The 14,310-nt window shown below is 54.4% G+C and carries 12 protein-coding genes; 9 read left to right on the plus strand and 3 right to left on the minus strand.

The window, feature by feature from the left end; all coding sequences use genetic code 11:
- Positions 1 to 12: 12 nt before the first annotated feature.
- From fumC to ACFOLF_RS27230, 8 genes are all read left to right on the plus strand, one after another.
- On the plus strand, positions 13 to 1,395 hold the full coding sequence (gene fumC / locus ACFOLF_RS27195) for a class II fumarate hydratase (RefSeq protein ID WP_210045553.1): 1,383 nt from the start codon (positions 13 to 15) through the stop codon (positions 1,393 to 1,395).
- 494 nt (positions 1,396 to 1,889) lie between these two features.
- Positions 1,890 to 2,867: a VanZ family protein gene (locus tag ACFOLF_RS27200; RefSeq protein WP_379112915.1), complete on the plus strand. Its 978-nt coding sequence runs from the start codon at positions 1,890 to 1,892 to the stop codon at positions 2,865 to 2,867.
- Between the two features lie 99 nt (positions 2,868 to 2,966).
- Entirely contained in the window at positions 2,967 to 3,929 is a 963-nt protein-coding gene (locus tag ACFOLF_RS27205) for an aldolase catalytic domain-containing protein (protein ID WP_210045554.1), read from the plus strand.
- Between the two features lie 139 nt (positions 3,930 to 4,068).
- Entirely contained in the window at positions 4,069 to 4,803 is a 735-nt protein-coding gene (locus ACFOLF_RS27210) for a FadR/GntR family transcriptional regulator (RefSeq protein WP_210045555.1), read from the plus strand.
- Between the two features lie 123 nt (positions 4,804 to 4,926).
- Positions 4,927 to 5,655: a (Fe-S)-binding protein gene (locus tag ACFOLF_RS27215; RefSeq protein WP_210045556.1), complete on the plus strand. Its 729-nt coding sequence runs from the start codon at positions 4,927 to 4,929 to the stop codon at positions 5,653 to 5,655.
- Positions 5,655 to 7,286 (plus strand): LutB/LldF family L-lactate oxidation iron-sulfur protein, encoded by a 1,632-nt coding sequence (locus ACFOLF_RS27220; RefSeq protein ID WP_379112912.1) that lies wholly within the window; start codon positions 5,655 to 5,657, stop codon positions 7,284 to 7,286. Before ACFOLF_RS27215 ends, ACFOLF_RS27220 begins: the two co-directional genes overlap by 1 nt.
- On the plus strand, positions 7,273 to 8,052 hold the full coding sequence (locus tag ACFOLF_RS27225; protein WP_210045557.1) for a LutC/YkgG family protein: 780 nt from the start codon (positions 7,273 to 7,275) through the stop codon (positions 8,050 to 8,052). Before ACFOLF_RS27220 ends, ACFOLF_RS27225 begins: the two co-directional genes overlap by 14 nt.
- A gap of 16 nt (positions 8,053 to 8,068) precedes the next feature.
- Complete coding sequence (locus ACFOLF_RS27230; RefSeq protein WP_210045558.1) at positions 8,069 to 8,668, plus strand: hypothetical protein; 600 nt, start codon at positions 8,069 to 8,071, stop codon at positions 8,666 to 8,668.
- A gap of 275 nt (positions 8,669 to 8,943) precedes the next feature.
- On the opposite strand, the gene ACFOLF_RS27235 is transcribed toward ACFOLF_RS27230, so the two are convergent.
- Positions 8,944 to 11,856: an MMPL family transporter gene (locus tag ACFOLF_RS27235; protein ID WP_210045559.1), complete on the minus strand. Its 2,913-nt coding sequence runs from the start codon at positions 11,854 to 11,856 to the stop codon at positions 8,944 to 8,946.
- Between the two features lie 297 nt (positions 11,857 to 12,153).
- Between ACFOLF_RS27235 and ACFOLF_RS27240 the strand changes: the two genes are divergently transcribed.
- On the plus strand, positions 12,154 to 12,732 hold the full coding sequence (locus ACFOLF_RS27240; protein WP_210045560.1) for a TetR/AcrR family transcriptional regulator: 579 nt from the start codon (positions 12,154 to 12,156) through the stop codon (positions 12,730 to 12,732).
- A 98-nt stretch (positions 12,733 to 12,830) separates the two neighbouring features.
- Here ACFOLF_RS27240 and ACFOLF_RS27245 read toward each other — a convergent pair whose 3' ends face one another.
- Positions 12,831 to 13,811 carry a ribose-phosphate diphosphokinase gene (locus tag ACFOLF_RS27245; protein ID WP_210045561.1) on the minus strand — a complete coding sequence of 327 codons (981 nt, stop codon included), beginning with the start codon at positions 13,809 to 13,811 and terminating at the stop codon, positions 12,831 to 12,833.
- An 85-nt stretch (positions 13,812 to 13,896) separates the two neighbouring features.
- Positions 13,897 to 14,199, minus strand: coding sequence for a hypothetical protein (locus tag ACFOLF_RS27250; protein WP_379112908.1), 303 nt, complete (start codon positions 14,197 to 14,199; stop codon positions 13,897 to 13,899).
- Positions 14,200 to 14,310: the final 111 nt, after the last annotated feature.

The following is a 14,310-nucleotide window of genomic DNA, read 5'->3' on the forward strand; positions in this document are numbered from 1 at the left end:
AAGGTGACGAGAATGGAATTCAGAACGGAAAAGGATTCGATGGGCGAGATTCAGGTTCCCGCGGACCGTTTATGGGGAGCGCAAACAGAGCGCAGCCTGAATAATTTCAAGATCGGTACGGAGAAAATGCCCGTTGAGCTGATAAGCGCTTTTGCCTATTTGAAGAAGGGAGCCGCACTCGTAAACAAGGAGCTTGGCAAGCTGGATGCAGCGAAGGCCTTGGCCATATCGGATGCCGCCGACGAAATTATTGCCGGCAAATGGACTGGGGAATTTCCTCTGGCGGTCTGGCAGACCGGCAGCGGCACACAGTCGAACATGAACGTCAATGAGGTGATAGCGCGCCGGGCCGGACAGCTCCTTGCACAGCAGGATGCCGCTGGCGATGTGAAGATTCATCCTAATGACGATGTGAACCGTTCTCAGAGCTCCAACGACACTTTTCCGACGGCCATGCATCTTGCGGCGCTGATTACGGTGGAAGATACCGTGCTTCCCGCCATCGCCCGGCTCAAGGCAACCCTCCAAGCCAAAAGCGAGGCGTTCGCCGACGTGATCAAAATCGGGCGGACCCATCTGCAGGACGCGACGCCGCTGACGTTTGGCCAGGAAATAAGCGGTTGGGTGCGGATGCTGGAGAAGGGGGAGCGCAATGTCAGAACCAGCAGCGAGGAGCTTCGCGAGCTGGCGATTGGCGGAACTGCGGTTGGCACCGGCTTGAATGCGGACCCGCGGTTCGGGGAGCTTGCCGCGCTGGAACTCAGCCGTCTCACCGGCAAGAAATTCAAGAGCGCTCCGAACAAATTCCATGCCCTGACCAGCCATGACGAGCTGGTATTTGTGCATGGCGCATTCAAGGCGCTGGCCGCGGATCTGATGAAGATCGCCAATGACGTACGCTGGCTCGCAAGCGGTCCCCGCTGCGGAATCGGCGAAATCAGCATTCCCGAGAATGAGCCGGGCAGCTCGATCATGCCGGGTAAAGTCAACCCCACCCAGGCCGAAGCCTTGACCATGGTGGTATGCCAGGTCATGGGCAATGACGCGGCGATCGGCTTTGCCGCCAGCCAGGGCAATTTCGAGCTCAATGTGTTCAAGCCTGTTATTATATACAACTTCCTGCAGTCCGCAAGGCTGCTCGCAGACGCGATCCGTTCCTTCGACGAGCACTGCGCTGTGGGAATCGAGGCCAACCGCGACGCCATCGCAAACAATCTGAACAAATCGCTTATGCTGGTCACAGCCCTTAACCCGCATATCGGTTATGAGAATGCGGCGACCATCGCCAAGTCTGCGCACAAAGAAGGGCTTACCCTGCGGGAAGCCGCTGTCCGCAGCGGTCTGATCACCGCCGAGAAGTTTGACGAGGTCGTCCGCGCTGAAGATATGATTTGATCATGGACCGATTGATTAATGAAGGTAGAGCGCTTCTTTGAGGCTCTGCCTTTTTCGAGATATTCAGAAAGTAGAAGAGGTGTCTTGTCTTTTTCTGATCGTTTTGAGGAAGAAGCTGACTTTGCCTCCAGAGTACGGCGACAGACGGTTCTTCTTATTTTGCAGCTTCAGACAAGATGCTTGCTCTTTGGGAACAATTACAGGGACCAGCATCTGCAGCTTTCTTACATTCCTGCAAGCTGCGCGGCTTGATTGTAAGAAGAATCAATTCGCCGGATTTGCGCATCGTAGTATCATAGGTGCATGGCGAATAAAGCCGCTCCGATGCAAGGAGGTGAGCCACCATCCATTTCGCGCTGGACAATTATTTACTGCCTGTTCGATATGCGCTGATCAGCTTCCCTGTACTGGCATTCTTCTTTACACTGCCTTTTCTGATTGTGCAATACAGGAGATACGGCTATATTAATAAAATCCGTCTGGTTGTCCTTTACTTGCTGCTTTTGTACATGCTGACCGCGTTGTACCTGGTTATTTTGCCGCTTCCGGCCAACCGGCATATCTGCTCCGGAGCAGCAGGTCCGGCAGCGTCGTTCGTTTCTTTTCAGTTCATCCGGGACATGCTGAGGGAGACGCAGGCTGTAGCCGGTATGCCGCTGACCTATTTGAGGCTGGTTACGGAGCGGGCTTTTTTGGAGGCGGCTTTGAATATTGCGCTGCTTGTTCCATTTGGACTTTTTCTGCGTTATTATTTTCGCCGTTACGCTGCTGCTGCGCTGATTCTTTCTTTTATGCTGTCGCTTTTTTTCGAGATCACCCAGGTTACGGGCTTGTATGGCATCTACGATTGTCCTTACCGTCTGTTTGATGTGGATGACTTGATGCTGAATACGGCCGGCGGGATGCTCGGCTACAGCATTGCCCCGTTGTTGACAAGATTTCTCCCGGATCTGTCCCGATTGGACGAAAATATCGATTTGGCGGCCAAGCAGGTGGGCTATATCCATCGATGGGTGGCGCTCCAGCTGGACGGGATTGTCTTGCTCCCGTTTCTGCTTGCATCTCTGCACAGCGGGAAGCCTGCGGTCACGATTTTGCTTCTGCTTGCTTATTATACAATGATGCCTTTCCTTACAGGAGGACGGACAATTGGCAAATGGATGGTCCGGATTCGGCTTCAAGGCAGAGGAGGCAGGCCGAGGCTGAGTGAATTGCTTGTCCGCTACGGTCTGCTGTACGCGCTGCTTGGCGGTATGAATGCGGTTATCATCAGCGGTGCCATAACGGACCGGGGATGGCTCCCGACGCTTCTGTATATAGGGGCAGCCGTTGTAGTTGATATTGCGTTTGCGATCCATGTCCTGCTGAAAATGTTCAGGGGCGACAAACAGCTTTTTTACGAGAAATGGAGCGGCACCCGCCATGTTATCATGACAAATGGCGACAGCGTTTCCCGCGAAAAGGAATCCTGACAGCCCGGTTATTTTGGACAATTTGGCTTTGCGTTCATGATCATTTTCAAGTATCATGAATAGAAAAGACAAGCTACGCTAAAGGAGCCACATATGTATATGAATGCTAAAACAAATCATTGCAAAATCGTCGACTGTACCATTCGCGACGGCGGACTCGTTAATAACTGGGATTTCAGTGTCGAATTCGTTCAGCATCTGTATAACAGCTTGAATGAAGCGGGCGTTGATTATATGGAAGTTGGCTACAAAAACTCGCCCAAGCTGCTGAAAGGCGCGGAATCTGCGGGACCTTGGCGTTTTCTGGACGACGAATTCCTGCATAAGGTTATTCCTCAGAAGCTGAACACGAAGCTGTCGGCGCTTGTCGATATCGGCCGCGTGGACGAGAACGATATTTTGCCGCGCGAGCAAAGCATGCTTGATCTGATCCGCGTTGCCTGCTACATCCAGGATGTAGAAAAGGCGCTTGAACTGGTGAATGTGTTCCACGAACGCGGTTATGAGACAACGATTAACATTATGGCCCTCTCCAATGTTATGGAGAACCAGCTGCTCGAAGCTTTTGAGCTGATTGAAGCCAGCGTAGTAGACGTGGTTTACGTGGTTGATTCCTACGGCAGCCTGGATCCGAATGATTTCAGTTACCTGATTGAGAAATTCCAAAAGCATCTGCCAAGCAAACGCCTTGGCGTGCATACGCATAACAATATGCAGCTGGCCTTCGCGAACACGTTGATCTCCGCCGAGAAGGGCGTCGAGCTGCTTGACGCATCCGTCTACGGAATGGGCCGCGCGGCGGGCAACTGCCCGACAGAGCTGTTGGTTGCTCACTTGAAAAATGTTAAATACAATGTGCGTCCGGTACTGGATATGATCGAGAAATATATGATCCCGCTTCGCGAGAAGGAAGAGTGGGGTTATATTATTCCTTATATGATTACCGGCATGCTGGATGAGCATCCGCGCTCGGCAATGGCCCTGCGGGATTCGGCCGACAAAGACAAAGCCGTGGATTTCTACGACAAGCTGACGACGCCGGAAGTTCTGCACAGCAAATAAGCAGATTCCCGACGTCCCGGAAGCATCAAGACCAGCGAGGGCTGTCCTGTCCGAATAGAGCGTATGTGGCAGCTCTGTTCGACGGGGCAGCCTTTTGCTGTAATGGGCGGTCTATAAATTGATGGACAGGGGGAGTAAAATGTCATTCGCCAAAATATCCACCCGGAAGATCTATGAGCAGATCGCCGATCAATTAAAGCAGTTTATTCTGGAGGGCGGATGGAAGAGCGGAGAGAAGCTCCCTTCCACGAAGGAGCTGTCGGAGCAATTCCAGGTGGGGCGCTCGACAATGCGGGAAGCGCTTAGCGCCCTCAGGGCGATGGGGCTCATTGATATCCGGCAGGGTGAGGGCTGTTATGTACGGACAGTGGAATCGGCCGATATCAAGATGCCAAGCTTTGATTCGCTGCTGCTGAGCAGGGAAGCGATTTTCGAGCTGATGGAGGCCCGTATTGCCCTGGAAGCGGCCAATGCGTCAATTGCCGCTAACCGCCGGACGGATGAGGATCTCGCCGCATTCCGGCAGCTGCTGCAATCGATGCAGGAGCATCTGGGGGACGAAGCTTTAGGGGAAGCCGCCGATATCGAATTTCACCGGCTGCTGGCCAAAGCAACGCATAATTCGATTATGATGCGGCTGCTGGATACGATATCCTCGCAGATGGAAGCGGCCATCCGCGAAGCGCGGCGGATTCAGATCTATGGCAGCAGACAGGTCTCCGTTCAGCTCTGGGAGGAGCACGAGGCCATCTACAAGGCCATGGAGGCTCGCGATCCGGCAGGAGCGGAGAAAGGGATGCGCACGCATCTTACCCATGTCGAGCGGGTGCTCCGCGCCTATTTGGGAGAAGATACGGCAGAGGGTCAGGAATGAAGGCAATTGGGAAGCTCAAAGAGATTAACGGGCTTAATAATTTGCCCTTTATTTTTATCCACATGTCTGATAAGCTGATATTAGAAAATAAAACGCATACAACGAGAGGGGACTCGTCTACAGATGAAAGTATCCTTATTCATAACCTGTCTTGCCGACACGCTATACCCGGAAGTGGGGGAAAGCGTCGTTCGTGTGCTCAGCGATTACGGCTGCGAGGTTGATTTTCCCGAAGCCCAGCTGTGCTGCGGCCAGCCGGCCTTCAACAGCGGTTATCAGGACGAAGCCCGCGAGGTCGCGCGAGGCTTGATCCGGGCATTCGAGCACAGCGACTACGTGGTTTCTCCGTCCGGCTCCTGCACCGGAATGGTGCATCATTATTATCCGTACCTGTTCGAGAACGAACCGGAGTGGAAGGCGAAGGCGGCTGCCCTCGTGGAGAAGACCTATGAATTCTCGCAGTTCCTTGTCAGCGTGCTGGGCGTAACCGATGTCGGCGCTTCGTTCCCGCATACAGTCACTTACCACCCGTCCTGTCATGCCATGCGATTGCTCGGCGTAAGCGAGGAACCGCTTCAGCTTATCGGCGCCGTTAAAGATATCGCCTTTACCGAGCTTCCGCGCAAGCAGGATTGCTGCGGGTTCGGCGGTACCTTCGCGGTCAAGATGGCCGACATGTCGGAGGCGATGGTGTGCGATAAAGCCGCCTGCGTATCCCAGACCGGCGCAGAGGTGCTGGTTGGTACGGATATGGGCTGCCTGATGAACATCGGAGGCCGGCTGAACAAGGAAGGCAAGCCTGTGCGGGTCATGCATCTGGCGCAGCTGCTGGACGAAGGGAGACGCGCATAATGAGTCGGACAACGGATCAATTGACTGAGGATCGGGAGAAGCCGCAATCACCTACCACCCCCGGCAAGGGGCATCATGAGCATGTGCTGTCGCCAATCGGCTCCGAGCTGAAGAAGCGGACACGCGCAGCGCTCAAGGATGATTTTTTGCGCAAGGCCGTGGCCTTCACAACCGATAAGCTCCGCAACGGACGGCTGGGCGCCGCTGATGTATTAGGAGATTGGGAAGCATGGAGGGAACGCGGACGCGCTATCCGCGAGCATACGATTTCGCACCTGGATTATTATCTGGGTCAGTTCTCCGACAATGTCGTGAAGAACGGCGGCAACGTGTATTACTGCAAGACAGGCGATGAGGCTGTCAGCACCTTCATGGATATTGCCAAGAGCCGTAATGCCAAGCTCGTTGCCAAAGGGAAATCGATGGTGTCGGAAGAAATGCATTTGAATCACGCTCTTGAGGATGAAGGTATCGAAGCGATTGAGACGGATCTTGGCGAATATATATTGCAGTTGGCGAAGGAAACGCCTTCCCATTTGATTATTCCCGCCATTCATAAGAACAAACAGCAGATCGCCAATCTGTTCGAGGCGGATTCCGGACGTCCCTTCGAGCCGGAAACGAAGATTTTGGCCCAATATGCCAAGAAGAAGCTGCGCAATTACTTCCTTGAGGCGGATATTGGCCTTACAGGCTGCAACTTCGGTGTAGCGGAGACAGGCTCGATCTCGCTCGTTTCCAATGAAGGGAACGGACGGATGGTTACGACGATTCCGAAGGTGCATGTCGTGGTGATGGGGATGGAGCGTCTGGTGCCGAACTTCGAGGATCTTGAGGTGGTGCTCAATCTGCTGGCGCGCAGTGCGACCGGGCAGAAGCTGACCGCATATACGTCGATTCTTACGGGCAAGAAAGGACCGCAGGACCTGGACGGCCCTGAGGAGCTGCATGTTATTATTCTGGACAATGGCCGCTCGGGCCAGCTGGGCGATCCCATCTTCCAGGATGTGCTGAACTGCATCCGCTGCGCAGCCTGCCTGAATGTATGCCCGGTCTACCGCAACGTCGGCGGACATACGTACGGGTCCGTTTACAGCGGCCCGATCGGCGCCGTGCTGACACCGCTCCTGCAGCAGGATATGAAGGAAGCGGGTACTCTCGCCTATGCATCTAGCCTTTGCGGCGCTTGTTACGAAGCATGCCCGGTGAAGATTCCGCTGCATGACATGCTGGTGCATCTCCGTCACCGCAAGGTGAAGATGAAGCTGACCGGTCTGCCGGAGCGTGTGGCCTTCAAAGCATACGAAACGATGTTCGGCAATGTCACGCTTTTCAAGCTGGCGACCAAAGCCGGCTATTATCTGCAGAAGCCGCTTGTCCGCAATGGCTTCATCAAGAGCGGGCCGCCGCCGTTGTCTGGCTGGACCCAGTCACGCTTCATGCCGATGCTGCCGAAGCAGAAGTTCCGCGACAAATGGGCCGCGCTGCAGGCTGAGCTTGCCGCCAAAGCCAAGGCTGACTCGCAAAGCGGCAAGGCGCCGGTGAAGGCGGATGCTGCAGGAGCCCAAGCAAGAGCTGAAGCGATTCAGCAGAAAAACCGCAAAGGAGGCGGTAGCCATGGCGCCAACTAATGGTATAATGCATGGTAAAGAAGAGTTTATGAAGCGGATCGCCAATAATCTCGGGCGCAAGAGCCCGATGAGTACGCCGCCTGCGAAGCCGATCCGCGGCGTGCCCGATCACTATCGGGCAGTCGAGCTGACGGCGGAAGAGCGCCTGGATGCATTTATCGCCAACTGGACGGCGCTGAGCGGCAAGGTTCTGCTCGTAGACGAAGCGGATGCGCCGCATACCATCGGCCAGTATTTGCTGCAGGTTTGCCAGGATCATGATATTACCCGCACCGTGCGCTGGAATCATGACGGCCTGAATGCCCTTGAACTGGATGAGACGCTGCGCGGAGGGGGCATTGAATCCCTGATCTGGCGCGAAGGCGGCGAAGCTGATGTGAAGCCGCGCGACCTGCCGACCGGGCCCGACGGCAACTGGGCAAGGCGCAGCGGGCTGCTGCAGGCAGCCGAGCAAAGCCGCCTCGGGATTGTCTGGCCGGACAGCGTGATCGCCAATACCGGCACGCTAGCCTTGTTCAGCGAAGGCGGCAAAGGCCGTTCGGTCAGCCTGCTGACAGAGGTTCTGTTCGCGGTCTTCCGGGCAGACCAGATCGTGACCCGCATGGGAGACACGTTCCAGCTCTTCCGTGCGCTTCATCCGGATGCGGCGGCGATGCCTTCTTCCCTGAATCTGATCACGGGACCAAGCCGGAGCGCCGATATCGAGAACGATTTGACCATTGGCATACACGGGCCGGGCAGCGTGTACGCGATTATCATTCAATAAAGAGGAGCGATTATCTATGTCCAATCATGAACAATTGAAGCGCATTACCGATCGTATTCAGTCGCGTCAGGAGCCGCAGAAGCTTTCCCCCGCATCGGTGTGGGACCCGGCGCTGAGCGCTGAGATCGAGAGCCTGAGTTTCACCACCCCCACAGCCCATGCGGCCGTGGACAAGGCGATGATTGCGCTGAAGGCGGGCCTTCATTTGTGCAATGACAGTTTGGACGAGTCGCATTCCTATTCGCAGGAAATAGAAGATGACAGTACGGGCAGCTACTGGCATGGCATCATGCACCGGATGGAAGGCGATTATTCGAATGCCAACTACTGGTTTCACCGTGCCGGGGCACATTTGTCGCAGGCGAATATACAGGTCAGGGTAAGCGATTATTTGCGGACCGACGTTGATCTGGAGAAGCTGCCGCAAGGGGCTGTGCGTGAGGCATTGCAGGCAATCAGGGACGCGCAGGTCTGGCGGGCACAGGTGCTGACCGATGCCATCGCAGCCCAGGAGCGCGGCAGGGAGCAGGAAGAGACGCGAACGGTGCTGGAAATGATCCAGCGGATTGAGCTCTCGGAGCTGCTTGCTTTCACTGTGACAGCTGCAACCAAATAATAACCTCTCCTTAACCAGACGCAAAAGCCTTGGCTCACCCCCGCATAAAGGGTTGGAGCCAAGGCTTTTCTTAAACGATGTGTAAAAAGAAAGTATAAAATGTGCCTTGTCTTTTATTTTTGAGAAAGAAACTAACTTTGTCTCCATAGGACGGCGAAGTTAGCTTCTTCTTAAATATGAAATAAATCCGCTCTAGTTTGCTGCTTTTTCTGAGGGAAGAAAGCTTCTGCCCCCGCAGAGGGACTTGCGGCAGCCGTTTCTTCATTCCTGCAGGATTATTCCGTACGAACGCTGTGCGCTTTGGCTGCGTCTCCGGATACGGCCGGTGCGGATTCGCGGCGGCGTCTATTGAACGGCCACCAGTTGGCTTCGCCGACGAGATTGGCCAGAGCCGGCACCACAAGCCCCATGAAGACGGTGGAATAAAGCACCAGACCGATCACGATGCCTGCCCCGATCTGCAGCAGCGTATTCACGCCGGAGAGCATCAGCGCGGCGAAGGTGCCGCTCATAATGACCGCTGCGTAAATAATGACGCCCCCGGTCGTGGACATGGCCCGGGACATCGCGTAAGCTATTCCGCCGGGGCGGTATTCTTCCTTGAAGCGCGCCATCAGGAAGATGCTGTAATCGACTCCGAGCGCAACGATGATGAGGAAGATAAAGAACGAAGCGCTCCAGGACAGGCCCGTCTGCCCGAGCAGCCGGACAAAGATGAATTCAACGATGCCCATCGTGACGAAATAGTTGAAGCCCAGCGAGAGCAGCACATAAAGCGGCGCAAGGAACGAGCGGAGCTGAATCATCAGCAGGATGAAAATGCCGAGCAGGACAAGCGTTCCTGTACGCGTGAAATCATTTTGCGAAATGCCCTTCAGCTCCTCGATCTGCGCAGAGGTGCCGCTTACCCGTATTTGCGGGTCGGCGATGGCGCTTTTAGCCAGACTCTGCCGCAAGGTATCACGCAGACTATCCACGGTAACAAGCGCTTCCTCCGAGTAAGGATTAACCGAGAGGATCACGTCTACCTTCGTCGTCCTGCCGTCTTCGGACATGTAATATTCGAGCGCCTGCTGCAGCTCGGGACTGTCCAGCGCTTCCTTGGGCAAATTCCAGCCGGGAATCTGGCTGCCGCCGATCACCGTCTGGGCATCCTTGACCTGCGTCAATCCCGTTGAGATGTCGGAAAGTCCCTTGGCGCCGTCATTCAGACCGCTGGTTAGCTCGCTTAAGCCGCCCTTCAGCCTGGCGGCGCCATCGGCCGCCTGCGATTGTCCCTCTGCCAACTGCCCAAGTCCGCCGGAGACGCCTGCGACACCGGGGTTCAATTGGCTGAAGCCCTGCTGGATGGCTGAGGCTCCCTTGGTCAAATCCTTCAAGCCTCCGCTCAATCCCTGCTGCTTGCCGAGCAGCGCCTTCACATTGGCATCCTCTGCAAGCTCGGGATGCGCTTTAAGCAGCTTTTGAAGATCCCCGCTCATGGAATCGGCAAGCTTGGCGCTCTGCGATAACCCTCCAGCCACCTGATCGGAGCCCTTGGCTGTATCCCTCAAGCCGCCATAGATTTGGTCCAACCCTTCCTTGGCTTTGGTTGTCTGGGCCGCCATCGTGCGAAGTCCGCTCGCCAGCTTGCCGATACCGCCCTGACCGTTTGTAATGGAGCCGCTTGCGCTCGTTAAGCCATCCGCAATTTTATCGACCCCGTTCTTCATCTCATCCAGCGCTTCTGTAGCCTGGGTCAGCTGATTGGGTACGGTTAAGTCGGCGAGCTGCTCGCCGAGCGGCCGGATGGCGCTGCGCACCTCTTGAACACCCTCCAGCTGAGATAGGCTTGCGCTCGCGGTTTCAATCGCAGCCAGCGCTTCCGGCGTCCGCATGGAGCCGGAAGAGGTAAGCGCGATCGACACCGGGAATACCTCTCCGGAGCCGAATGCATGCTCAACCTGGCGGAAGCCCTGCACCGAGCTGTGGCTGGGGTCGATCTCGGCGATATCGTCGAAGGAGCGTTTGCCCTCGAACAACAGCGTAACCGGCGCAAGCACAATAACCGTGACGAGCAGTACGGCTACCGGCCTCCGCGCGGCAAGGGAAGCCATTTCGGTCCACAGCCTGGATTCGCCATGCCCCTGACCGCTCTTTACTTTCGATGGCCAGAACGTGGCGCTGCCGAAGATCATCAGCAGTGCGGGGGTCAAAGTGAGGCCCGCGATCAGGGTTACGGCTACCCCGATGGATACGCCCACTGCGGACTGATACAGCCCGAACTGGGCGAAGCCGATCAGGAAGAAGGCGACGAATACCGTGCTGGAGGAGAAAGCCACCGTTCTGCCAACGCTCTTCATGGTGCGCACCAGCGCTTCGACTTTTTCCCCGTCGCGGCTGAGCTCCTCGCGGAACCGCTGGATGAGAAGGATGCAATAATCCGTTCCGGCGCCAAAAAGCACAGCAATAAGGAAGGATTCCGTGAAAGAGGAGACAGGCATCCCGTAATTGGTTGCCAGTGCCACCAGGCCGCGTGTAATCACAAGGGACATGCCGATGGTCAGCAGCGGAATGAATGGGGTCACGGGCGAGCGGAAGACGATGAACAGGATAATGAGCACCAGTCCTACGGTAAGAAGCTCCGTCTTCTTCAAGCCTTCCTCCGAGCTTTTCTGAAAGTCCTTGGCGATAGGAGCGCTGCCTGTCAGAGAAACCTTGCTTCCGGCAGGCGCGCCCTGCACTTTCCCGTTCAGCTTGTCTACGGCTTCCTGGGTGATTGTATCGTTCTCGACCCGGTCGAAGCCGACGATAAACATCTCTGTGGTTCCGTCTTTGCTGCGGAATTTAGTGGCGAGTTCAGGGGTATCGTAAGCCGACTGAACCGACTTGAACCCTTCCTTCCCGCTTAATTCGCGAAGCTCGGCGGCTTTCTTCTCGAGCCAGGCCTGGTCGTCCTTGGTCAGGCCCGTTTCCCGTGAATAAACGACAATGGCGCTGGACTTCGTCGTAGATTCCGGATCAATCTGTTCCAGCATTTGTTTGGCCACTACCGATTCGGAGTCCGCCGGTATGAATTTCTGTTCGGTCTTGCGCACGATCGACTGCAGGTCTGGCAGTCCGAGAATGGCGACCACCGTTATGACCAGCCAAGCGATCAATACGATCCACTTCGCACGGGCCAGACCGCGGACAAAGCGTTCTGTCATGTTAGTTCCTCCCCATCTGTCTCACATTCATTCTTATTCACAAATTCACGATCCATATGAATAGTTATAGCCGATATTAAAAATAAAATCAATAATATTGTACTTACGGTCATAATTTTATTATGTGAAATTTCTTTGATAATAATAGAGTTTTTCTTTGTTTTTAATAATAGATATCAGGAAAAAAGACGAATAAGTGAACCGAAGGTCATAAATGTTTACGCTATCAAGGCAAGTATGGTAAACTAAGGCTAGCATGTTGTTATCCAGAACACGAAGCGAGGAGAACCAGCTGACATGAATCGGGAACTAAAAAAGGAACAAACGCGAATACGGATACAGGATGCTGCATATTCGCTGTTTTCCGAGCAGGGCTACGAACATACGACCATCGAGCAGGTTGCCAGGCTCGCAGGTGTCGCCAAGGGTACGTTCTTCAATTATTTTGCCTCCAAGGAGGATCTTATACATGAGCTGCAGGGTGTATTCGTCATGACGGAAATCGCGAAGCTGAAAGCGAAGCCAGGTCCGCTTATACCGCGCCTGAGAATGCTGATCTTTCAGATGGTCCAGCAATTCCCCCTTAATAAATCGTTGACGAGGGCGATGTTTCAAGCGGATTTGGCGGGAGGAGCCGCGCTAGTCAAGCACAACTGCATGGTGGAGGAAATGCTTGAGGTCATTGTTCCTACGATTGTTCTCGGTCAGGAAAGCGGGGAGCTGCGCCAGGATATGCCTGCCGCAATGATGGGGCGGCTTGCGCTGCAGACGTATTTTGGAACACTGGTCATGTGGTCCATGTCCGACGACGATGAGCCGATTGACGAGCAGATGGCGCTCACCTTCGATTTGTTTTTCAAAGGAATTGCAGGATAATTTCCTCCGACAGCAAAAGCCCCGCCGGTTTAGGATTCATGCCGGCGGGGCTTTTGCTGCAAATATAGGCTTGCATCTTATTTTCTTCCGGGTGCTTATTATTCAAAGGATGAGGGAATGACGGTAAGAGGCACCTTTTCAAACAACGGACTGACCGATTCGCTCCGGTGAATACGGCCAATGGCTTCGCCAAACAGAGGCGCGACGGAGACAATTTTGATTTTGCTGGAGCAAGCCAGATTCGGATTCTCAACCGAGTCCGTTCCGATAACAAATTCAATCGGGCTTTCTTCCAGCTTGCGGACAGCCGCCTCGGTGAAGGCAAGATGGGAAAGACAGGCGACGATGCGGGTGGCTCCCTTGATTTTCAGCCATTTGGCGAGCTCAATTAAAGTGCCTCCCGACAAGGAGAAGTCGTCCACGATCAAAGCGGTCTTGCCTTGAACATCCCCGATAATCTCCATCATTTCGGCTGCTTCATTATGATCATGTCTCGTCTTGTCGCCGATTGCGATCGAAGTGCCAAGATTATTGGCAAATTTCCTGGCCTGCTTGGCAAAGCCGGCATCGGGAGAGACAACGACCATATCCTGCAGCTTCATCTGCTTCACAGCTTCGCATAGAACCGGCAGGGCAAACAGATGATCCACCGGCTTTTTGAAAAAGCCCTGAATCTGGTGGCTGTGCAGATCCATGGCCACCACCCGGTCGGCCCCCGCAAGCTCTATGGATTCCGCGCATACTCTTGCTCTTATCGATACCCTCGGTTCATCCTTCTTGTCGCCCTTGGCATAGCTGAAATAGGGCATGATCACCGTCACAGAATTGGCGCTGGCGCGCTTGAACGCATCGATCCAGAACAAAATTTCCACAAATTCGTCATTGGGCTTTACGCCGATGGATTGCACCAGATATACATCCTTATCCCTGACGGTTTCACCAATTCGGACAAACGTGTTGCCATCGGAGAAGGTCAGCGCTTCGGAATGGCCAAGCTCCACCCCAATATAGCGGCACATTTTTTGGGCAAAGGCTTGTCCTGAGCTGCCGGCAAATATTTTTATTTCATTGTGATTCATAAGATTCCTCCGGGGTTTTAGGATATGAATGAAAAGGCTGTCGATGATGTAAGGGAAAAAATCAGTTCAGGCGGCGGCGCTGCTGTCAAAAACCGGGAAGAACGCCGTCACCGCGAATGGCCGCCGCATGATGCTTCGTATTGGGATGAAGATATCCGACGGCCTTGAAGGCCTGCCCTCCCTGGGTGACGCCGCTTAAATCCACACGAATATCCTCACTCTGCTCAAATTCGCGCAGTAGAGAGGTTTGGGTTATGCCATCGAGATCAATATACCACAGCCGGAATCCGGCTTCCGTGACAATAACAAGCTGTGCGGAGGTAAATACGAGTCTGGTTGATGCGCCATTGCGCGCAATAGTAAGTTCCGCCAGCATATAAGTCTCCAAGATGCTGCCTCCTTAAACCCTTATGATTCTTTTAGATGGCCTTTACCTTTTCTTTCAGAAGAAAACGCAGGCCATCTACTTGGCCTTTACCTTTTCTTCTTATACTACAGG

Source organism: Paenibacillus sepulcri, assembly GCF_042647105.1.
Lineage (GTDB): Bacteria > Bacillota > Bacilli > Paenibacillales > Paenibacillaceae > Paenibacillus_Z > Paenibacillus_Z sepulcri.

Bases quoted from the DNA above. Each gene is read 5' to 3' on its own strand.
- ACFOLF_RS27245 (WP_210045561.1), bottom strand. From the start codon at position 13,811: ATGAATCACAATGAAATAAAAATATTTGCCGGCAGCTCAGGACAAGCC.
- ACFOLF_RS27230 (WP_210045558.1), top strand. From the start codon at position 8,069: ATGTCCAATCATGAACAATTGAAGCGCATTACCGATCGTATTCAGTCG.
- ACFOLF_RS27225 (WP_210045557.1), top strand. From the start codon at position 7,273: ATGGCGCCAACTAATGGTATAATGCATGGTAAAGAAGAGTTTATGAAG.
- ACFOLF_RS27210 (WP_210045555.1), top strand. From the start codon at position 4,069: ATGTCATTCGCCAAAATATCCACCCGGAAGATCTATGAGCAGATCGCC.
- ACFOLF_RS27205 (WP_210045554.1), top strand. From the start codon at position 2,967: ATGAATGCTAAAACAAATCATTGCAAAATCGTCGACTGTACCATTCGC.
- ACFOLF_RS27220 (WP_379112912.1), top strand. From the start codon at position 5,655: ATGAGTCGGACAACGGATCAATTGACTGAGGATCGGGAGAAGCCGCAA.
- ACFOLF_RS27215 (WP_210045556.1), top strand. From the start codon at position 4,927: ATGAAAGTATCCTTATTCATAACCTGTCTTGCCGACACGCTATACCCG.
- ACFOLF_RS27235 (WP_210045559.1), bottom strand. From the start codon at position 11,856: ATGACAGAACGCTTTGTCCGCGGTCTGGCCCGTGCGAAGTGGATCGTA.
- fumC (WP_210045553.1), top strand. From the start codon at position 13: ATGGAATTCAGAACGGAAAAGGATTCGATGGGCGAGATTCAGGTTCCC.
- ACFOLF_RS27240 (WP_210045560.1), top strand. From the start codon at position 12,154: ATGAATCGGGAACTAAAAAAGGAACAAACGCGAATACGGATACAGGAT.